Source organism: Psychrobacillus sp. FSL H8-0484 (assembly GCF_038005325.1).
Lineage (GTDB): Bacteria > Bacillota > Bacilli > Bacillales_A > Planococcaceae > Psychrobacillus.
In genome coordinates this window covers 1,735,064-1,756,296 of record NZ_JBBOSZ010000001.1, presented here as the reverse complement: position 1 = coordinate 1,756,296, position 21,233 = coordinate 1,735,064, and the positions used below count along the sequence as shown (strand labels likewise).

19 protein-coding genes and 1 pseudogene are annotated in these 21,233 nt (G+C 35.1%); 8 read left to right on the top strand and 12 right to left on the bottom strand.

Features of this window, described 5'->3' with window-relative positions; translation table 11 throughout:
• The first annotated feature begins 40 nt into the window (after window positions 1-40).
• Window positions 41-559, top strand: coding sequence for a peptide-methionine (S)-S-oxide reductase MsrA (gene msrA, locus MHH81_RS08280; protein WP_340919979.1), 519 nt, complete (start codon window positions 41-43; stop codon window positions 557-559).
• Window positions 560-1,008: 449 nt separating this feature from the next.
• Here msrA and MHH81_RS08275 read toward each other — a convergent pair whose 3' ends face one another.
• Window positions 1,009-2,391, bottom strand: coding sequence for a PepSY-associated TM helix domain-containing protein (locus tag MHH81_RS08275; RefSeq protein WP_340919977.1), 1,383 nt, complete (start codon window positions 2,389-2,391; stop codon window positions 1,009-1,011).
• A gap of 472 nt (window positions 2,392-2,863) precedes the next feature.
• On the opposite strand from MHH81_RS08275, the gene MHH81_RS08270 reads away from it, so the two are divergent.
• Window positions 2,864-4,459: an ABC-F family ATP-binding cassette domain-containing protein gene (locus MHH81_RS08270; protein WP_340919972.1), complete on the top strand. Its 1,596-nt coding sequence runs from the start codon at window positions 2,864-2,866 to the stop codon at window positions 4,457-4,459.
• Between the two features lie 257 nt (window positions 4,460-4,716).
• Here the strand turns inward: MHH81_RS08270 and MHH81_RS08265 are convergent, their stop codons facing one another.
• Complete coding sequence (locus MHH81_RS08265; protein WP_340919970.1) at window positions 4,717-5,997, bottom strand: S-adenosylmethionine decarboxylase related protein; 1,281 nt, start codon at window positions 5,995-5,997, stop codon at window positions 4,717-4,719.
• Window positions 5,998-6,179: 182 nt separating this feature from the next.
• Window positions 6,180-6,668 carry a YkvA family protein gene (locus MHH81_RS08260; RefSeq protein ID WP_340919967.1) on the bottom strand — a complete coding sequence of 163 codons (489 nt, stop codon included), beginning with the start codon at window positions 6,666-6,668 and terminating at the stop codon, window positions 6,180-6,182.
• A gap of 104 nt (window positions 6,669-6,772) precedes the next feature.
• Here MHH81_RS08260 and MHH81_RS08255 point away from each other — a divergent pair, with 104 nt between their 5' ends.
• Window positions 6,773-7,420: a hypothetical protein gene (locus tag MHH81_RS08255; protein ID WP_340919964.1), complete on the top strand. Its 648-nt coding sequence runs from the start codon at window positions 6,773-6,775 to the stop codon at window positions 7,418-7,420.
• Window positions 7,421-7,558: 138 nt separating this feature from the next.
• Here the strand turns inward: MHH81_RS08255 and MHH81_RS08250 are convergent, their stop codons facing one another.
• Window positions 7,559-7,759 carry a cold-shock protein gene (locus MHH81_RS08250; protein WP_340919961.1) on the bottom strand — a complete coding sequence of 67 codons (201 nt, stop codon included), beginning with the start codon at window positions 7,757-7,759 and terminating at the stop codon, window positions 7,559-7,561.
• Window positions 7,760-7,949: 190 nt separating this feature from the next.
• On the bottom strand, window positions 7,950-8,225 hold the full coding sequence (locus MHH81_RS08245) for a DUF1033 family protein (RefSeq protein WP_340919959.1): 276 nt from the start codon (window positions 8,223-8,225) through the stop codon (window positions 7,950-7,952).
• A 160-nt stretch (window positions 8,226-8,385) separates the two neighbouring features.
• Here MHH81_RS08245 and MHH81_RS08240 point away from each other — a divergent pair, with 160 nt between their 5' ends.
• From MHH81_RS08240 to MHH81_RS08230, 3 genes are all read left to right on the top strand, one after another.
• Window positions 8,386-8,667: an acylphosphatase gene (locus MHH81_RS08240; RefSeq protein ID WP_340919956.1), complete on the top strand. Its 282-nt coding sequence runs from the start codon at window positions 8,386-8,388 to the stop codon at window positions 8,665-8,667.
• Between the two features lie 72 nt (window positions 8,668-8,739).
• Window positions 8,740-9,417, top strand: coding sequence for a 5-bromo-4-chloroindolyl phosphate hydrolysis family protein (locus tag MHH81_RS08235; RefSeq protein ID WP_340919954.1), 678 nt, complete (start codon window positions 8,740-8,742; stop codon window positions 9,415-9,417).
• Entirely contained in the window at window positions 9,389-10,579 is a 1,191-nt protein-coding gene (locus MHH81_RS08230; RefSeq protein ID WP_340919951.1) for a toxic anion resistance protein, read from the top strand. Before MHH81_RS08235 ends, MHH81_RS08230 begins: the two co-directional genes overlap by 29 nt.
• Window positions 10,580-10,592: 13 nt before the next feature.
• Here the strand turns inward: MHH81_RS08230 and MHH81_RS08225 are convergent, their stop codons facing one another.
• The 3 genes from MHH81_RS08225 to MHH81_RS08215 are packed head-to-tail and all read right to left on the bottom strand — an operon-like array spanning window position 10,593 to window position 13,597.
• Entirely contained in the window at window positions 10,593-12,476 is a 1,884-nt protein-coding gene (locus tag MHH81_RS08225) for a vWA domain-containing protein (protein ID WP_340919949.1), read from the bottom strand.
• A gap of 14 nt (window positions 12,477-12,490) precedes the next feature.
• Window positions 12,491-13,351: an AAA family ATPase gene (locus MHH81_RS08220; RefSeq protein ID WP_340919947.1), complete on the bottom strand. Its 861-nt coding sequence runs from the start codon at window positions 13,349-13,351 to the stop codon at window positions 12,491-12,493.
• 48 nt (window positions 13,352-13,399) lie between these two features.
• Window positions 13,400-13,597 (bottom strand): DUF6501 family protein, encoded by a 198-nt coding sequence (locus MHH81_RS08215; RefSeq protein WP_340919945.1) that lies wholly within the window; start codon window positions 13,595-13,597, stop codon window positions 13,400-13,402.
• Window positions 13,598-13,990: 393 nt separating this feature from the next.
• On the opposite strand from MHH81_RS08215, the pseudogene MHH81_RS08210 reads away from it, so the two are divergent.
• Window positions 13,991-14,342, top strand: a pseudogene (locus tag MHH81_RS08210) (transposase); the annotation flags it as partial.
• A 232-nt stretch (window positions 14,343-14,574) separates the two neighbouring features.
• A complete protein-coding gene (locus MHH81_RS21310) occupies window positions 14,575-14,796 on the top strand; it encodes a hypothetical protein (protein WP_445678080.1) in 222 nt (73 codons plus the stop codon).
• 42 nt (window positions 14,797-14,838) lie between these two features.
• Here MHH81_RS21310 and odhB read toward each other — a convergent pair whose 3' ends face one another.
• The 4 genes from odhB to MHH81_RS08185 all read right to left on the bottom strand — a co-directional run bounded on the left by odhB (window position 14,839) and on the right by MHH81_RS08185 (window position 21,210).
• The gene (odhB, locus tag MHH81_RS08200) at window positions 14,839-16,065 is read right to left on the bottom strand and encodes a 2-oxoglutarate dehydrogenase complex dihydrolipoyllysine-residue succinyltransferase (RefSeq protein ID WP_340919942.1); all 1,227 of its coding nucleotides are present in this window, start codon (window positions 16,063-16,065) and stop codon (window positions 14,839-14,841) included.
• Window positions 16,066-16,094: 29 nt separating this feature from the next.
• Window positions 16,095-18,899, bottom strand: a complete 2,805-nt coding sequence (locus MHH81_RS08195) for a 2-oxoglutarate dehydrogenase E1 component (protein ID WP_340919939.1) — start codon at window positions 18,897-18,899, stop codon at window positions 16,095-16,097.
• A gap of 266 nt (window positions 18,900-19,165) precedes the next feature.
• On the bottom strand, window positions 19,166-20,539 hold the full coding sequence (locus MHH81_RS08190) for a sensor histidine kinase (protein WP_340919937.1): 1,374 nt from the start codon (window positions 20,537-20,539) through the stop codon (window positions 19,166-19,168).
• Entirely contained in the window at window positions 20,536-21,210 is a 675-nt protein-coding gene (locus tag MHH81_RS08185) for a response regulator transcription factor (protein ID WP_340919935.1), read from the bottom strand. Before MHH81_RS08185 ends, MHH81_RS08190 begins: the two co-directional genes overlap by 4 nt.
• Window positions 21,211-21,233: the final 23 nt, after the last annotated feature.

Below are 21,233 nucleotides of genomic sequence, written 5' to 3'. Positions count from 1 at the left end.
TAATGGTAAAATACATTTTACTATATTAGGAGGAATGACAATGATAGGTAAAGCGACATTTGCCGGCGGCTGTTTTTGGTGTATGGTAAAGCCTTTCGACTCTTGGGATGGCATACATAAAGTAACTTCAGGGTATATGGGTGGACATTTAGAAAACCCAACATATGAAGATGTAAAAAAAGGAGATTCTGGACATCTGGAAGTAGTAGAAATTCAATTTGACCCTACTATATTTTCTTATGAACAGCTTCTCGAAATTTTTTGGCAGCAAATTGATCCAACCGACGCAGGTGGTCAATTTCAAGACCGCGGAGAAAGCTACCGCTCAGCAATATTTGTGCATTCAGAAGAACAACGTAAGCAAGCGGAACAATCTAAAGAACAATTAGCTGCTAGTGGAAAGTTTTCTAAGCCAATTGTCACTGAAATTAGAGAAGCGAAAACGTTTTACGAAGCAGAAGGTTACCATCAAGACTTTTATAAGAAGAGTCCAACTCATTATAAAGAGGACCGAGCACAGTCCGGTCGCGATGAATTCATCGAAAAACATTGGAATTAGGTGAGAGGCAAAATTATTTAGCTAGCATGTTGTTGCTAGCTCTTTTTTTATTAGCGCTGTTATACTTTATGGTAGTTTATTTGCATATAATTTGCGGTAGAATACACGCAGGAGCAACCGAAGAGGCTTGTCGGTTCGCTCGTGGAAAGCAAGCGGATTCTACCAAATAACAACCATGTATTTTAACAGCGCCTTCTTATTATTTTTTGCCTTTAAAATATTATTGACTATTCAAAATAAAATAATTCATAAAAAACTTGTTTTATCTACGTGAAGTCGGGGAAGCTGTTTAAATAGAAACAAACCACCTTGTCCATACACCATGTAGAGAAAGAAATGTGTAAAATTGTACTTGATGCATTTTAACGTCTGGCTGACTATAAAAAAAATAGTAGCACAAACCATGGATATGATTTGTACTACTTTTTTTATTTGTTCAGATACGCTTTTTATCGAATTGGTTCATTAATATTACTATTTTTATTCTTTTGTAATAGATAGATTATTAATTCTATAAAAGCAATTACTATTAGTGATAAGCCAAAAAGTGGCATTATTATACCGAGTATTACTAACAGAATAATGAACCCTACAAAACTTTTACCTATCGGTGTTTTTGGGGGAGCTGACAATTTCCCTTTCATTTTTCTATCCAGCCACATCTTGTATCCCCAAATAATAACCGTTAAAAATGCCAAACAAACGAGTAGATTTATTATTTTATTTGGCCACCCAAATAAATGTCCTTCATGCAACGGAATACCCCATGTGAACCATTTCCCTAAAATACCATAATCTTCATAGTCAACTTTTGAAATGAGCTTTCCGCTATATTGATCAAAGTAGGTAGTCATTTCTTCGTAGGGACTAACATCTAAACCTGTGACACCCGTATTACTCCCTTTTGATACGGTATATACACCATCTTCGCCCGTAGGATAAACGATAGAATACGGTTTAGAGATTTGCGATTCGTCAACCTTTTCCATCAGTTGTTGCACACTGATCTTATTACTATCGGTCATATTAGACATACCAGCCATACCATTATGGTGAGCATGAGCATCGCTTGATGTAGGTGCTTCATTTTTACGGGTAGCCCAAGGAATTTCGTTAATGTCAGATGTCGGTGGAACTTCGTTTAATTCTGTAAAACCAAGGGACGGATGTGATTGTGCTGTTGAATATATGAAATTACCCATAAGAGCCGACCAAGGTAAACCGGTAAAGATCAAAATAACCATCGGAATGGCAATTATAGTACCAGTAATAGAATGAAGTTTTTTATGGTCCTGTCTCTTATTTTTTGTTCCTTTCTGTCTTTTAAATACCTTACCTTTAAACGACATATAAACACCCGAAACAAGTAAAAATATGGCCCAACATGCTGCTAATTCGACCAAATAGTTTACAACTGTTCCACCTACAAATAAGGAACTATGTAAACCTCTCATGACATTCGAATAAGTAGTCGCTGCGTTCTGACTACCTACAATCTGATTATGATCATCAATGAAGACATATTTTTGATCACCTTCAGTATTGGTCATTGTAAATCTTGTATTGTAATCATCTTTCAAAACAATTAATTTTGTTACACTATAACCGTCATATTGATTTTCCGCATTCTCTATCGCTTCATCTATAGAAACATTTTCACTTTTGGTACTGTCGCCAAAAAATAAATGATCATACATTTGATTTTCAACGTTTGTATAAAATAAATATCCAATCCCGCTAATTGTTAGCGTTATCAGTAATGGTGCAATAAATATCCCCGCATAAAAGTGCCAACGCCAAAAAATATTATAGAAACGCTTTTTACTCTTCAATTTTCTTCCCCCATAACTTTGATAAATTAAGTAATTACTATTTTTTGATACAAATACAATCTTATAAAATAGGTGTGAAATTTGATTGAAATTTCAAACTTCCATATAAAATTTATTAAAACGAAAAGTTTCTTCCAAAAAAATACTTAAACACATATCTGGAAACCAAAAGAGTGCCTACTGGATTAAGCATATATATAAAATCTCGTGCTCCTCCATGTATTGAACAACAGGAGTATGATAATGCCCTGTAGATTCTAAAATGACCATTGGCATTTGCCCAGTCAACACTTCAATCTCGTTTAATACCCCATAAAACCATCTATCTCCTCTTTGGTATGCTTCATAGTGGGGAAATTTTGGGGCTAGTTATTAATTGAAGTACTTGAAACCCTATGAAGTCAAGGGTTTGTAGATTTTGTTTAAATTTCGTGCTATAATAAGACCATTGTGAATTTTAGGAGGTACTAGCATGATTGCAGTAAGTAATGTAAGTCTTCGATTTGGTGATCGTAAATTATTTGAAGACGTAAATATAAAGTTTACATCGGGTAACTGTTATGGATTAATCGGTGCAAATGGAGCAGGAAAGTCAACGTTTATTAAAATATTATCTGGGGAGATTGAAGCCCAAGAAGGTAATGTTATTATGAATCCTGACGAACGTTTAGCTATTTTAAAACAGAATCACTTCGAATATGAAGAGTATACGGTTTTAGAAACAGTTATGATGGGTCATAAACGTTTATACGAAGTAATGAATGAAAAAAATGCTATTTATATGAAAGAAGACTTCTCTGATGAAGACGGCATGCGTGCTGCTGAATTAGAAGGAGAATTCGCTGATTTAAATGGTTGGGAAGCAGAATCAGAAGCAGCTATTCTTTTACAAGGATTAGGTATTCCTGATAGCATGCACCAAAAGAAAATGGCTGAGCTAACTGGTTCGGAAAAAGTAAAAGTGTTGTTATCTCAAGCGTTATTCGGTAAACCGGATGTACTATTACTCGATGAGCCTACTAACCATCTAGACATTAAAGCAATTCAATGGTTAGAAGATTTCCTTATCAACTTTGATAATACGGTTATTGTTGTATCCCATGACCGTCACTTCTTAAACAAAGTATGTACACATATTGCGGACTTAGATTTCAGTAAAATTCAAGTATATGTTGGAAACTATGACTTCTGGTATGAGTCAAGCCAACTAGCTACAAAACTGGCTTCTGATCAAAACAGTAAAAAAGAAGAAAAAATTAAGGAACTACAAGCGTTTATTGCTCGATTTAGTGCTAACGCATCTAAATCTAAGCAAGCAACATCTCGTAAAAAAATGTTAGATAAAATCGAGTTAGATGATATTCGTCCTTCTTCACGTAAATACCCATATGTTAATTTCTCGATGAAACGTGAAATCGGGAATGACGTATTTCAAGCGCAAGATTTAGGCTATACATTTGAAGGAGAAAAGCTTTTCTCTAAAATGAACTTCACTCTGAACAAAGATGATAAAATTATCCTTCTTGGAGATGAACTAGCAAAATCTGCTTTACTTCGTATACTTGCAGAAGAAGAGGAACCACAAGAAGGATCTATTCGTTGGGGTGTAACAACTTCTCGTGCGTACTTCCCTCTTGATAATGCAAAATACTTTGAAGGAAGCGAACCTTCACTAGTAGACTGGTTACGCCAATATTCTCCTGACGATGAAAGTGAAACATTCCTTCGAGGGTTCTTAGGACGTATGCTATTCTCTGGTGAAGAAGTGAAGAAAAAACCATCTGTACTTTCAGGTGGAGAAAAAGTTCGCTGTATGCTTTCTAGAATGATGCTATCGGAATCTAACGTATTACTACTTGATGAACCAACTAACCATTTAGACTTAGAATCCATTCAAGCACTAAACAATGGCTTAACAGCATTTAAAGGTGCCATGATCTTTACATCACATGACCATCAGTTCATTCAAACAATTGCAAACCGTGTAATCGAAATAAGTAAAGACGGTTCCATTTTAGATAAGCAACTAACGTATGATGAATTCCTTGAGTGGAAAGAACAAAAATAAATAATAACTTGCGTGATTTATGTTTGCACTAAATAGTTCGTGTAGATTTATTAAGGGTATTCCATCTCGATTTAATCGAGGTGGAATACCCTTTTTGTCAAATAATAGTTGTACAAAATGTAGCCGACAGACGCAAATCCTATATGCTCTTGCGGGGTCTTGGCAGCAGGTTACCGCAGGAGTCTGGCGGATCTGCGTCAGAAAATATATGCTTCTAAAAACAATGTCGTACTTGAACAGAGCCTCATTAATAATATTCAGGACGATTTTTTACTCTTTCTTATCCTTTGATGTAAGAGACCGTCTGAATGTTTATTTTCCCCCGTTACAAATTCGGTCATATAATAAGTCAAATATTGTCCATAGTGATTGTTCGTTTTTAACAAAAGCTCATCTACAAAATATGCCCCTTTTGGTATTTGATCTAATAGTAGGACAGATAGGGAAGCATAAATACCACAGGCTACTTGAAAATAAGTAGCATTTGTTTTGTATTTCGAAAAGATGGAATCATTTCTAGATACATTGTACATATATCGTTCTTTATCTTTATACACGAGAAGGACTCCGGCTAAATCCTCCCCTCTCAATGTTGCTTCAAGAGGATCCAGAACTTTCATTTCAAAATCCCACAATACATCCACATTCTCCAAGTTTGAACGAATCAATTTTGAAGTATGGTCATTTATCTTATACAAAAAACCAAATTCCATGTCATATAACTTGCCTAAAGTATATACCTCTTCATGAGCCATTAAACAGCCATAAAACTTTTTGTCCCCCAACGTTACCTTAAATTCAACATCATAAACATTTTCATACAAGAATAGTGGGGTATGATGCTTCATAAACATCGGGTAACTTAAAATTGCCTCATCCAGAAAACATTCAGGTGACCAAGTTGTATAAATAACATTCTTTTTAGCTAATTTTTTATTCTTATAAAAAGTGCTATCATGTTCTACAATATAGCAAGCTAGCGGAGTCTCCTCTGATGAATCCTTTTTAAGTAGTTCAATTGCCATCCATTGAACTACACCTGGATTCATACCGGAGTTAATTATTGAAGTTGAATTTAAAAAAGTATTTTTCTTCTTTTCAAAAATTCTCATTCTCTCAATTAAACCAAATCCTTCATATAAATCTTCATTTTCATCAATCATTGTGTTTTCTAATGCTGTGTTTACATATTTGATTCCAAGTTGGTCGCAACATTCTAGCATTTCAACCGTATCTCCCCAAGAAACGTCTATTACAACAGAGGTTTTTGATTTTTTTAGATACTTTACAAAATTAGTAGTATCTTTTAAATCAAATTGATGTAATTCAATTTGATCTTTCAAATTGGGAAATAAACTAATATAGTAAGTTTTCTTTTTTTGTTTATAATCTATTAAATGAATCTTACTCTTATGGATAATGGGATAAATCGGATCCTTTTCATCAAGAACTGATTTATTTAATATGGAGAGTATAGATTTTGCCACCCCTCCAGCGCTACCCAGAATTGTTATAACTGTTTTTTGTTTAACTTGCATTTTGACACCTCATCTATTTTTTAATAATATATGTGATGAGATTCAAAGCGCGTGGACGCTTGTCTTGTAAGATAGATTAACAAAGTGCAAACAAAAAGACGGCTTAAATTCAAAGTTCGAATTTATAGCCGCCATATTAGAATATCTATATAAGGTTTAGATTTAACAGATACCTTTGTCCCCTACTCTTTTTTGGATGTCTTCATAAATCGGCCCAGCAATGATCTTGCTGGAAGTTTACCAAGTAATGTATCACTTGTCTCGGAAATTTTCTTTAAAGCATCTAATAATTTTATATCCCCAGCCCAATGTTCTTCCATAATCTCAGGTGAAAATTTATTTAGTAGCATATTTACTACAAAAGTGGCAACAATAATATCATCGATAAAACCACCTGGTCCGATTAGCCCCTCTGGCAAGACATCAATTGGTGTAACGAAATACAGTATTCCACTTCCAATTAAAGTTTTGCTCTTTGTATCAATACGATTATCTATCATTGCTTTTACTAATAAATGAAATAAATCAGGTGCAAACAATAAATAAGGAGTAAATTTCCCTACCCTTCCTGACTTTGTTGCTAAGTAACTTGTTATATTCGACCGTAATTTCAAGTAAAAATCTTGCTGTTTCTCATAGGAAGGTAACTCTTTCTTTAAATCTTCACTCATAATAATCTCCCCTCTCTTCCTTTCACTATACCAAAAATGAACCTTTTTGAAACATACTAGCTACTATGTCCGTCTAATTTTAATAAAGAAAAGGAGGGAAAAACATGAAAAAGTTGTTACTTCTCTTAATTCCTATACTCTTTCTCTGCGCTTGCGGAACAAACAAAACTGTTACAGAAAATACGGATAAAGTGCCTGTAAAAGAAGAGCCAGTAAAAGAAACATTACCAGTTGTAGAAGCAGTCAATTTAGCTCAATTTTTTCTACCAGATCAATCTACTGCACAATTTAAAGGGGAAGGAAATGAGTATGCTTCTTACAGTTTAAATACACAGTATATAAACGATAACTACGTAGCTACTTATGAAGACAATGGTGGTACAGTAGTTCAAAGAGTTTACAAAATTACAGATGATCATATTAGCCTCCTTGCAGAAAACGGAGAGGCGTATGAAGCAGAAATACCTTCAATTGAGGAATTAGAGTCTATGCCGGTAATCGATATTTATTTGGCTACACCTCTAGAAGTAGGTACTGAATTCAATGGTTGGGAAATTACATCTACAACAGATACACTTCAAACGGATCTGCAAACCTTTGAAAATGTTATTGTGATAGAAAAAACGGAAGAACAAGGAAATGTGACGCGGAAATATTTTGCAAAAGATTTTGGAGAAATAAAAAGAGAATTTATTATGAATGCTAATGAAGAAGAATTGATTGTCTCTTCAACGATTGAAAAATTATTGTAAGAAAAGCCATTTAAGTATAATACCAGTTCATTACTCCGCGAAAAGCGAGCAGATTTTCGTCCAACTCAACATGATCGTTTAACGGTCTCTATCATAAAAAAAGAAGCTCTCCATAAAGGATGAGCTTCTTTTCTAATATTATAGTTTTGATACGTTTGCAGCTTGTGGTCCGCGGTTTCCTTCAACAACTTCAAATTCTACTTTTTGTCCTTCTTCTAGTGATTTGAAGCCTTCACCTTGGATTGCAGAGAAATGAACAAATACATCGTTTTCTCCGTCTACTTCGATAAAGCCAAATCCTTTTTCAGCGTTGAACCATTTTACTGTACCTAGTTTCATTTGAATACCCCCAAAATAGTTATCAATATGTGAAAAACAAAAATTCACATATTCCATGAAGTACCGATATCACATCGATCACTACATAGGATATGTGAATAATAATTACGGCTTTTCACTTTAAATTGTTACTTAAATTATAACATTTGGGTAAAGATAGTCAATAAATATTTTTATAATTCAAAATCGTTTATCTCTCATTCCAAATAATTCCATGGTAAATTTGTAAGTCATCCTCACAAGATTCGCAAAAACATTGCTCTTTCACAGACCAGAAAGCCCAAAATCTATCCTTCTTCACTTGTTCTCTTGGATATCTATTACGAAATTCATCCAATGTTTTATTTAAATAGACTAAAGCATCATCTTCCTGATCGAAAGTAACTTTTTCTACAATATGTTCTTCCCATCCATCAAATTGCCACCATGGCTCATAATCAGCTTTCATATAAATAACTTCAAACATTTTTTATCGCCTCTAACATTTATTGTTAATTCATATTGTACTGCTCACAGAGAAAATGTCTACTCAATTGACTTACTAAAACTTTTAAAATTGAAAAAATTTCAAAAATCAGTTACGTTATACATAGTACAATTCGCATAATAGAAAGGGAGAAGATGAGTTGAAAAAACGCGCTCATATTCATATGCATGGTGATGTTGTAGGAGTCGGCTTCCGTTTTTTAGTGAAACAAAAAGCCCAATCCCTTGCTTTAAAAGGGTTTTGTGCGCAAAATGAGGAAAAAGTAATGACGATTGAAATAGAAGGAGATCTCAACCGATTAGAAGAATTTTTGGAATTTATTCAAAAAGGGGTATCCCCTTTTACTCAAAAGAATGCTTTTGAAATTCAATTGTTTGATAATTTAAAAGGTTATACGACAATGGAATCCGATATTGTCTAAATAGCATTGAAAATGAAACCTTCTTCCCTCTTGTTCGTATAATGTAGTGTAGATAAAAGGAGGTCTGTAACTATGTCTGAAGTAGTCCAGTCCATTATTCGCCATTTTATAAATATCCCAATTATGATAGCATCCTGGTTCGTTTTCTTTTTTTCATTTGATACCGGGTTTCTCATAAGTTCAGCTTTAGCAATTGGTGTTTATTTAGTAACGAATTTTGGCATAAAGAAATTTCAACAGCGTAGGATTATGAAAAAACACCAGCTTACTCTTTCCGAGTATTTCCATATACAAAAGCAATTAAAAGAAGCAAACAAAAAAATTCGTACGCTTAATAGTCACTACTTAAAAGTAAGATCGTTAAGCTCTTTCAAACAGTTGTTTGAAATGAATAGACTTGCGAAACGGATTATTTCATTGGTTAAAACGAATCCACGTAAATTTTATCAAGCAGAAAACTTTTTCTATGCACACCTTGACTCTGCTGTGGAACTTACGTCAAAATATGCTTTATTAGTATCTCAACCAGTAAAGGATAGAGAGATGAAAATGGCCTTAGAAGATACTCGTGAAACACTAGAATCGATTAGTTTAGTAATGGAAGATGATCTAAAAAACGTACTTTCATCTGATATTGAACACCTTAAAATGGAATTAGATTTTGCGAAATTATCTGTTGGAAAAATGGAACAACCTTTATATTTAAAAGGAGAATCAGAAGATGACCGAAAAACTATCGAATATAAATGATGATATATTAATGGACGAATTATTAGGAAACCCCTTCGAATTAAATACTGCAACAACTCAAACAGTTGCCAACAATACGAACGAACCTGCACCTACCAAGCTATTGGATCGTTTGTCACAAGCTGAGCAACAAAAAGCACGACAATTAGCTGAGCAAATTCCTGCTGGAAATTATGAAGCCATTTTAACATATGGAGCGAATGCGCAAACCGATCTAACTCGCTTCTCCCATCAAATGTTAGATCATGTTCAGAAAAAAGACATTGGACCGGTTGGAGATATTTTAAGCGATTTAATGAATAAACTTTCCGAAATTAATCCAGAAGAGCTTTCGACGGAAAAAAAATCAAAAATCAAAAAACTTTTTAGTCGTGTCAATCGTTCCGTACAAGAACTAATGACCAAATACCAGAAACTCAGCACCCAAATTGATCGAATTGGTATTCAACTAGAACACTCCAAGCGTGGTCTTGTGGAAGATGTCCAAATGCTAGACAAGCTGTATGATCAAAACAAAACATACTTTCAGGCACTAAACGTTTATATCGCTGCTGCTGAATTAAAAAAAGAGGAAATTTTGACTGTAACAATTCCAGAACTCCGTCGCAAAGCAGAATTATCCAATGACCAAATGGCGTTCCAAGAAGTAAATGATATGGCGCAATTTGTCGATCGTTTAGAAAAAAGAGTGTATGATTTACAATTGTCTCGTCAAATTACTATACAAAGTGCTCCACAAATTCGTATGATTCAACAGACAAATCAAACACTAGCAGAAAAAATTCAATCGTCTGTTATGACTTCAATTCCTCTTTGGAAAAATCAGATTGCGATTGCATTAACATTAAATCGTCAGCAAAAAGCTGTTGCTGCACAAAAACAAGTAACGCAAACAACAAATGACTTATTGCTAAAAAATTCGGAAATGCTAAAAGTTAATAGTATCGAAACAGCTAAAGAAAATGAACGCGGAATTGTTGAAATTGATACATTAAAGAAAACACAAGAAAACTTACTACAAACAATTGAAGAAACAATGCGTATCCAAGCAGACGGTCGTATCAAACGAAAAGCTGCTGAAATAGAAATTGGACGAATGGAAGAAGAATTAAAACAACGTCTTCTTTTAATAGCAGATCAATCAAAAAACCGCCCTTCTTAACGAAGGACGGTTTTTATGTACTTTTTAAGACATGATGAAGCATTTTTCGAAGTAAGCGAAGTGTCTCATCTGAAAACTTCTCTAAAGATGAAGCTGCAGCTGTTTTTTTACCAAAAATTAATCGGAACAACTCTAGTTGTTCTTCCGTTGCTTCTGCATCATTTAAAAACAAATGCAATACCGAGATATGTTTTCGTTCTAACTCAATGACTGCTTCTGCAGTATCCATTATACCATTTTGAGCATATCCAAATGCAGATGGCTCCCCATCAGAAAATATAAGTAGGAATTTATGGACTTCCGGGCGATATTCTAACCTCTTCCCCATCCACCTTAATGCAAATCCATCTCGATTATCTTCATGAGCTTCCATAGACAATATGTTTATTCCACTATCTTTGGTACCGTCCTCTAATTTGTGAATCCACTCAAATGTGTTCGGTTGAATAGTTTCGGAAGCTTCAAAGGCATCTTCATAATGAAGAACAATTTCATGCGCAATTTTTAGCTGTCTTAACACATCGTGAAATAATAACACAGCTTTTTTCGTTTCTTCCATTTTATCCTGCATAGAAGCAGACCCATCTACAAGAAGTCCAAACACCGCATTTAATTGTGTGCTTGGTGCATTTTTTTTATAAAAAGGTTTAGGTCGCTCTTCTGTCCAAAGCACTGTCTGTTTGGAAGAAAGCCTTCCTTTCGACAAATTCATTCGTTTGTCTACTCTTTTTAATTCCATTCGTCTTTTCATTTCTTGTACGAAGGCTTTCACAAATGGGGCTTGTACTTGTCGATATAACGGAAGCTGCAGTTTATTAGGGCTACTAAAAGTCCCTTCCATACGTTTTTCTTTATAAACTACATTTGTATGCTCTTTCCCGAACAATTTCCCAGCTTTTTTCATCGAATTTGATTTTTCAGTGTTTCGTTCTACTGAAAGTCCTTCTTTACTATTTCCAGCTGATTGCCCTCGACCAATTTCAGTGATCGCATGTCCTTCTTTACCTTCTTCTGCATCCATATTCTGTTCTGCTTTTCCGTCTCGTCCATGCTCCAGTTCATATTGCAGATGTAAACCGTTTTCCTGCTCATTTTCACGATGCCACGTTCTAAATACTTCTGCAATAGTATCCTTTTCTTCCTCCACTCCAGCTTCAGAATCTTTCACACCTTGGTGATAATGAAACTCTTCTGTAGGCAAATTGGATTGCGAAATTAATGCATAATAGTGAAGAAGCGTATCCGCATTGATATAATCATTTAGTAGATAATAAAGCTGATATACAAGATTTATAGAGGTCTGTGTGGAAGTACTTTCGTACACTTTTTGAATAATTTCATTAGTTTGTTGAAAAGCTTCTGGGCCTTTTACATGTATCGTACCTTCATAAAGACTAATGTATAAATAGCTAATAAACGCATCCGCTAAAAATCCTTTTTGTGTATTGACTAGTAGCTGCTGTTTATGAAAAGCCAAATATGTTTGTACTCGGATATCAAAAATCTTTATCGTTCCTACTCGTTTTTTCTGAATAATCTCCATCAAACGAAATTCTTCGATACAAAACAATAGCTGATCCAATAATTTCGGTAGGTCCGTCGATTTTTCTTTATCAAATACTCTCCATGCTTGTACATTAAAATGCTTCCAAAAACCCTCTGCTAACAAGTAAATATCTGATAATCTTCCTGCATGCATAGTTTTCTCTTCCCTATGTCTCCAAAAGACACTTAGAGAAATGGCTTGATCTGCAGGTTGAAATTCGATTAATTTTCGTTCGTTAATAAGTAACAATGTGTTTTGTGTTAATGCTTTTGCGACGTGTTCATAGTGCATTAACTGTCGTGCATCTATTGTTTCATTGTTAAACTGTATAAAACGATTGACCGAAGTCATTTACATCACCTCACTTACTTTATCCAAGAAGCTGCCAATTCTAGTACAAGTTTCTTTTCTTGTTCATCTTCTAATTTCTCGGCAATTGCATAATTTATAGCTCTCAGTGGTTCCATATACTGAGCTAGTTCAGTTGCATAAAGTAAACTTCGTATAGAAGCTGCTTCTTCCGAAAGTAAGCCTTGTTTTACTTGTTCCATTAAATCATTAGCTAGGTTCAACATAAGTGCATGTAATTCCTTTGGTGCAGCTGGAAATAGTTCCTTCCAAAGCTTTCGAAGATGATCTCCTGAGATATAAGGAACTGAAAAAGAAACAAATCGATTTTTTAATGCTTCATTCATCGGTGTAGTACCAATATACCCTTCATTAATTGCCGCAATAACGGAGAAATCTGGATGAGCATGGATTACTTCCCCTGTAAAAGGATTGGTTAACATTCTTCTGTAATCGAGCACACTATGTAATATAGGTAATGTTTCAGATTTCGCCATATTAATCTCATCAATATACAAGATATGACCTTTTTTCATGGCTTCAATAACTGGGCCTTCGACAAATGAAATTTCATTCATTCCGTCTTTTAAAACTATTGTTTTAAATCCGAGTAACGCCTCTGCGTCTAAGTCGACCGAGCAGTTAATGCTCTGCACTGGCTGTGAAAAGAATTGCGATACCGTTTCGGCAAGTTTCGTTTTACCTGCACCGGTAGGACCTTTTAACAATACTGGTTTTTTCAATGAAATAGCGATTAATACATCCGTCCATAAATGTTCTACAGGAGAAAGATAACCACCAGCTCCAATCAATGCCTTGTCTTCTTCACTATGCGTTCTACCTAATCGAATCTGTTGTTCTCTTTCAATTAATTCCATGCTATTTCGTCTCCTTATGAAAAAAAACCGATGATAGTCATCGGTTTTTTATTGAAAATATTCTTTGTAAAAACCGCCGACTTTACCAGTGTTGTCGACAACAAATAAAAACTCTTCTGTTTCGTTTTTTACTTCGTATGTTTTACCAACTGTTAGTACATTGCTTACTAAGAATTTTTTAGCATCTGTATGCACACAAGTAACTGTTTTAAGTGTTGGCTTAGTTGCCCAATCTGTATGTATCATGTTAGCACTTCCTTTCTTTTAGTATACGAAAATCTACTGTATTTTTCAATGTTTGAAAAAGGTTTCATGAAATGCTTTCAAAATTAAGCTCTTATTTCAGAAATGGATTCACGCTATTTTGATTAAATATAACATCTAGGTGACTCCGTTGCAGGCGGACGCTTTCCGCGGGCGGTCCGTGAACCTCCTCAGGCCGACAGGATGTTGGTCACGAAGGCGTTGCCACACGAGGTGGCGTTCTTAGCCTTTGTTTCTATGTGCGCTCCTGCGGGGTCTCACCTGGACGCGCTTTTCCCGCTGGAGTCGCCGCCTTCCACTCCCATCACCATAAAATAAATTCGCTTTAAACTAAAAAAAAAGCATATTTCCTTTTAATAAAAGGAACTAATTTAGGTGGCTCTCCTGCCAAAAGAGAATATGCTTCGCTAAATCAATGAACTGGTGGAATTTACGTTTATCTTGGAAGAATTAAAAACAAAATACTGCTTAGATAATGGACGCAATGCGATTCCACCGATTCACATATCTATTATTGAAAGCGATTTTTGATGTATCAGATGTGGATGTAGTAGAGAGTTCGAAATATGATATATCGTTTAAATATTTCTTAGAGATGGCTCCAGAAGATCCTGTCATTGATGCCATTTCATTAACGAAATTCCGTCGACTTTGTATACAAGATGTCGGCTTATTAAACATGCTTATTGGGAAATCGGTAGAAATAGCACTAGAAAAGAACATCCTCACTCACTTTGTTGATTGAAGCGGCAGGCGGCGACTCCAGCGGGAGGAGTGAGACAGATAAGACATCACAAACGACGCGTGAGCGGCGGTGATGGCTTATCGCTCACCCCGCGGAAAGCGTCCGCCTATAGTGGAAATCAACTATACATTATTTCGTGTAAATATATATTTCTTTAGTTTCGTTTAAAGAGCTTGCTCGAAAACGCTATAATATCGAATCGGAAAATAGTGAATTGAAGAATCCTCAAGGGATACAATACAGCATCCTCTGCGGGTATATTTGGCATGGAAATACAAGGTACCACTACGATATTCGCCGTCAATCTGAAACGGATTTTGAAGTTTCTGAACGAAAAAGAGTAGAAATAGACAAAGAAATCCGGCACTTCCTGTTCAAACTTGAACAAGAAGTGCCGGATTTTTGTTTAAAAGAATTTACTGTTTTAAAAACGTAAGTTTTTCAGTGGCCCCAAATTGGGAGCCTTCTTTTTCTTATATTAAGAATTTAACATTAGGTCTTCTGGGTTTTCAAGAAGTTCTTTTACCATTTTCAAGAAGCCTACTGAATCTTTTCCATCGATTACGCGGTGATCATATGATAATGCAACGTACATCATTGGACGAATTTCAACTTCGTTACCAACAGCGATTGGACGTTTTTGGATTGTGTGCATTCCTAAAATACCAACTTGTGTACCATTTAAAATCGGAGTTGATAATAATGAACCGAATACTCCACCGTTTGTGATTGTAAATGAACCGCCAGACATATCAGAAAGAGCTAATTTATTATCACGTGCTTTTTTAGCTAGTTCGCCAATATTCCCTTCTATTTCTGCAAAGTTTTTACGATCTGCATCACGAACGATTGGCACTACTAAACCACCTTCTGTTGATACTGCGATACCGATATCATAGAAATTATTTTTCACAATATCCGTACCATCAATTTGTGAATTTACATATGGATATTTTTTCAATGCTGCAACAACAGCTTTTGTGAAGAACGACATAAATCCAAGACGTACATCATGATCGTCAAAGAATTTATCTTTTTTACGTGCACGTAAAGCCATCACGTTTGTCATATCAATTTCATTAAACGTTGTTAACATTGCAGTACTTTGTTTAACTTCTAAAAGACGAGTCGCAATTGTTTGACGACGACGTGACATTTTTTCGCGAGTTGTACGGCCATCATCTTCTTTTGAAACAGCTGCAGGTGCTGGTGCTGCTTTCGCTGGAGTTGGTGCTGAACCGTGAGCCGAAACGTCTTGTACACGTACACGACCCATTGGATCAACTGGTGAAATTTCGCTTAAGTTAATGCCTTTTTCACGTGCTAATTTACGAGCTGCTGGGCTAGCAATCGTACGGTCTTGTTCATTTGTAGATTCCACTGCAACTGGTGCTGCTTTTGGAGCTTCTACTGTTTTTTCTGCTTCTGGAGCTTTCGTTTCTGCTGCAGGTTTTGCTGCAGGTGCGCCTGAACCAGCACCAACAATAGCAATTACTTGACCAACTTGAACAGTATCGCCTTCAGCTGCTAATAATTCACTTACAACTCCAGCTTCTTCTGAAATAACTTCTACGTTTACTTTATCTGTTTCTAGTTCAACAATGAACTCACCTTTTTCAACCGTTTCACCTGGTTGTTTTAGCCATTGTGCAATAGTACCCTCTGTAATTGATTCTGCTAATTCTGGAACTATAATTTCTGCCACTTGAATTTCCTCCTCTAATCTATCCTTACTTAAATGCTTTTTACTGCTTCTTCTATAATGCGTGTTTGCTCTACTTTATACGTATCCATATCGCCTTCAGCAGGGCTTGAACGATGTACTCGACCAACGTAAGAAATATCTTTTCCATTTGCTAGTTCTAACAAGTATGGAAGTGCAAAATTCCAAGAGCCCATATTTTCTGTCTCTTCTTGTGCCCATACAAGCTGTTTCACATTTGGATAGCGGCCAATAATAGCTTGAATCTTTTCAGCTGGGAAAGGATAAATTTGTTCAATACGAACAATGTGCATATAGTCATATCCTTTGCCATCTTTCACTTTATCAGCCAAATCAATTGCCAATTTACCGCTAGCAAAAACAATCTTTTCTACCTTATCAACTTGTTGTCCAAGACCAGGTTGTTCAATAACCGTTTCAAATTGACCAGTTGTTAATTCTTCTACATCTGCTCCTACTAACGGGTGACGTAATAATGATTTTGGAGAAACAATAATTAATGGACGAATTGCTTCTTCTTTTAACATTTTTGCTTGTCTGCGAAGAATATGGAAATAGTTTGCTGCACTTGAAAGATTCGCTACTGTCCAGTTATTCTCAGCTGCAAGTTGCAAGTAACGCTCTAAACGAGCGCTTGAATGCTCTGAACCTTGGCCCTCAGACCCATGAGGCAATAGCATAACTAGACCTGATTTTAATCCCCATTTTGAACGAGCAGAACTAATAAAATTATCAAACATTACTTGTGCCATATTAGCAAAGTCCCCATATTGTGCTTCCCAAATAGTTAAAGAATCAGCATTTTCCAGATTATAACCAAATTCATAACCTAAAATTGCAGCCTCAGTTAATGGGCTATTGTGTACGGAGAACGAAGCTTTTGCATCACTAATAGAGTGAATTGGCACTAATGCTTGCCCAGTTTTTTCATCATGCAAAATTAAATGTCTATGCGAGAATGTACCACGTTGTGCGTCTTGACCAGTTAAACGAATAGAATTTCCTTCTTGGATAATCGTCGCAAAAGCAAGCGTTTCTGCATGCCCCCAATCGATTTTCCCTTTCCCTTTAAACGGTTCTTCTCGACGTTTTAAAATTTTCTCTAATTTCTTGAATGCTGTAAATTCTGTTGGCCAAGTAAGAAGCTCTTCGTTTATTTTTGTAAGCTTACTTTCTTCAACTCCTGTTGGCAATTCGGGCATTCCATTTAACACTGCTTCTGGAATAACGATCTCATGAACAGTAGATTGTGGAAGCTCTTTCACACGATCATATGCTTCTTGCATACCACTGAAAATAGAATCATCTAATGATTGAATGATAGCAGACTCAATTAGATTCTCTTCTACTAATTTTTGTCCATACAACTTCCGAACTGTTGGATGCTTGTGAATTGCGTGATACATTTTTGGATTTGTCACTAATGGCTCATCCATCTCATTATGGCCATATCGACGATATCCTAATAGGTCAATAACAATATCTTTACCAAATTTTTGGCGGTATTCATGCGCAAATTTAGCTACTCCAAGTACCGCTTCCGGATCGTCTGCATTTACGTGGATAACTGGAACTTCATAACCTTTTGCTGGGTCAGAAGAATAGAACGTTGAGCGTGAATCATAATGTTCTGTTGTAAATCCAATCATATTATTAGCAATAATATGAATAGATCCACCCGTTTGGAATCCACGAACTTGACTATAATTTAATACTTCGGTAACAACACCTTGACCAGGGAATGCTGCATCCCCATGTATTAATATAGCAAAAGATGCATTTTTGTCTTGTACTGGATATCCAGCTGCATCTGTTGTTTCTTGTGCTGCGCGAGTTTGTCCAGTCACGATAGGACTTACAACTTCTAAGTGTGAAGGGTTATAAGCTAGTTTTAGTGTTAAGCCCGATTTTGAGCGATATGCAGCACCTTTATGATACTTTACATCCCCAAACCAACCTTCTGACATTTGTAATGAGCCATCTTTTGGCAAGAAAGATTCACTTGGAACATGTGCAAATTCTGCAAACATCATTTCATATGGCTTTTGCAATATATGTGTCAAAACATTTAAACGCCCTCGGTGAGCCATTCCAATGTTTACTTGTTTTGTATTTGTTAACTCTGATTGACGAACTAATTCGTCGATTAATACAACTAATGTGTCTAATCCTTCTATAGAAAAACGTTTTGCTCCAACAAATGTACGGTGAATGAATTTTTCAAACCCTTCAATTTGTGTTAAACGCTTTAACAATTCTTTTTTATCATCGGAAGATAGATTGTCTATAACAGTGCCTTTTTCAATTTTATCTTGTAACCATTTGCGTTCTTCTGGATTTACAATATGTGCAATTTCAAAAGCAATTTTATTTGTGTATACTGCTTTTAACTGTTCAATTGCTTGTAAACCATTTTCAATACTGTTTGAAGCATTGCTAATTAGGAAAGAAACAGGTACCTCACGTAAATCTTGATCCGTTAATCCATAGGTTTTAGGATCTATTCTAGGATCTTCTTTTGGTCCATCGTTTAATGGATAAATATTGGCCGTTAAATGACCATGAGTACGTATTGCATCAGCCAGGTGAATAGCACGAATAACTTTTTCAAAATTATTCGGTTCTACATGAGTCATAGCATCATTTGTACTTGATGATGTGGACATTGGAATGGTTGGTGCACCGTACTGTTGAAATAAATTTACTAATTCACTATCTACTTGGTCTGGAGAATGTAAAAATAATTCATATTGCTCCATAACATAACCAAGGTTAGGTCCAGAAAAAACGGACCACGGTGATTGATTGTTCGACATTTAGAAAAACCTCCAACATTTTGTGCCTTTTAGGCATTAATGGAAAAAATACATATAAAATAAGTTAATTAAATCCGAATGTAGAAATTGTTTTACATACACAAAATATACACAATTTTAGTTTACCACTCTTTTAAAAGGACTGAAAGTGCACTTTAAAAAGAACAATTTTTCCATATCCATCTTACTACTCTTGGAGAAAATTACAATGCTTTTTCCGAAATTAAATAGTAATTTTAAAAAAAAATTATTCTTAATTAATGAATTTAAATTCTTTTGTTAAATTCGGGAAATATAATGTCAAATTTTGTGCCTTTTTCGTTACTTTCGACTAATATTGACCCTTTATATTCAGAAACTAGGCTTTTAACAATACTAAGCCCTAATCCTGACCCTCCATTTGGTTTAGTTCTTGCCTCATCCACTGTAAAGAAACGATCAAATATTTTAGGTAATAAATTTTCGGGTATCCCAACCCCATTATCCATAATGGTTATAATGGTCTTTAATTCATTATTAGTGACCTTTACGTAAATATGCGGTTTGTTCTCATTGTATTTGATTGCATTTTCTATGAGATTTCGTATTATTTGTTCTAAAGTAGTTGCTGGAACTGCAACTTTTACCTTTTCATCTCCAGCAAATTCAATGATCGTTTCCGGTTCTAAAATACGGTACTTATTTTGTAAACTAAGCACGATTTCATATAAAAGGGACTCTAGTAATTCATCTGTACGTTCATTTTTTGCAAGCTTTAACATCTCATCTATTAACAATTTCATTTTCCTTACTTCTGTTAAAGAAATGTCTAGCGATTCATCAAGTACCTCTCGCTCGTTTTTCCCCCACCTATTCAACAATGCCAAATGTCCTTCTACAACTTGAATTGGCGTTCGAAGCTCATGGGAAACATTCTGAATAAACTCATCTTGCCTAGTAATCGTTTCAGATACTTCGTTCATTAGCTCTTTATAGATTGTTAAAAGCTCTCCAATTTCATCTTTTGTGACATATTGAAATTTCACTTCTTTTGAAAATTTCGTACGTTTTGCTTCTTGCATCTCATTTCGAAGTTCCTTTAATGGCTTCAATAAAATAGAAGACAATGAATAACCGATTAAAGCCGAGAGAAAAAGTGCTATTAAGGCAAAGATAACCATAGCAATGAATATATAATCCATTAAATGAGAAAAGTTTTCTAAGCTATGGGAAATTTCCACATACCCAGTAAACAAGCCAAAATCAACTTCTGCAACTTTATGAAACAAAAGTTGACCGTCCACTCGTTCTCTTTGGAATTCTTGTAAAATTTCAGGTGAAAAATTAGGAAAAGGACTTACATCATTAATCCGTAACACTTCTATTCCATCTGCATTTAAAATGCGAACGGATTGCTCTTGATTAACCAGTTGATTAAGGAGCGTTTTATTTCGTTGAATGTCTTGAATGGATATAATAGGTCCTTTTGATTCAAAAAAACTTACTAATTCATTTAACGTATTTTGCGCTATTTTCTTTTCAGATATAAGCATCCAATTATATAGAGAAAAATATAAAATAATACACATCATGAGAAAACTTAAAAAAATAGAAATCGCTGAGGCATACGTCCATTTCCTTTGTAAAGTCCATTTTTTCATCCGCGCATCACGTAACCTACTCCTCTTACCGTCTCAATTAATGACGCTATCTCTTTTGGAAGCTTCTTGCGTAAATGGCGTATATACACATCCACCACATTTGTTTCTACTTCTGTCTCATATCCCCATACTTTTTCTAAAATTGTATCTCTCGTTAACACTAAATTAAGATTTTGCATAAAATAAACAATCATATCATATTCCGTCTTAGTTAAGTCTATCTCTTCGTCTTTGTAGAAGACTTGATGTGCCTGAAGGTTAATACTTAATTCTTGAATAGTTAGTGTTTTAGTCGTTTCCTTTGGAAGTTCTACTCTTCTTAACACTGCACGTATTCTTGCTAACAATTCTTCGATAGCGAACGGTTTTACGACATAGTCATCCGCTCCAGCCTCTAAGCCAGATACTCTGTCGATAATTGCATCTCTAGCAGTAATTAAAATGATAGGAGTTCTTTTCTTTTTACGAACCCTTCTACAAATTTCTAGACCATTTAAATGGGGTAGCATTACATCTACTAACAATAAATCATATGTGTTAGTTAATGCCAGTTCTACTCCTTCTCTCCCATCATGGGATACAGTGACTTGGAAATTTTCATGCTTTAACTCTAATTCTACAAATTTTGCTATATTTTTTTCATCTTCAATTAGTAAAATATGACGATTCAATACTTACACATCCTTTTAAAAAA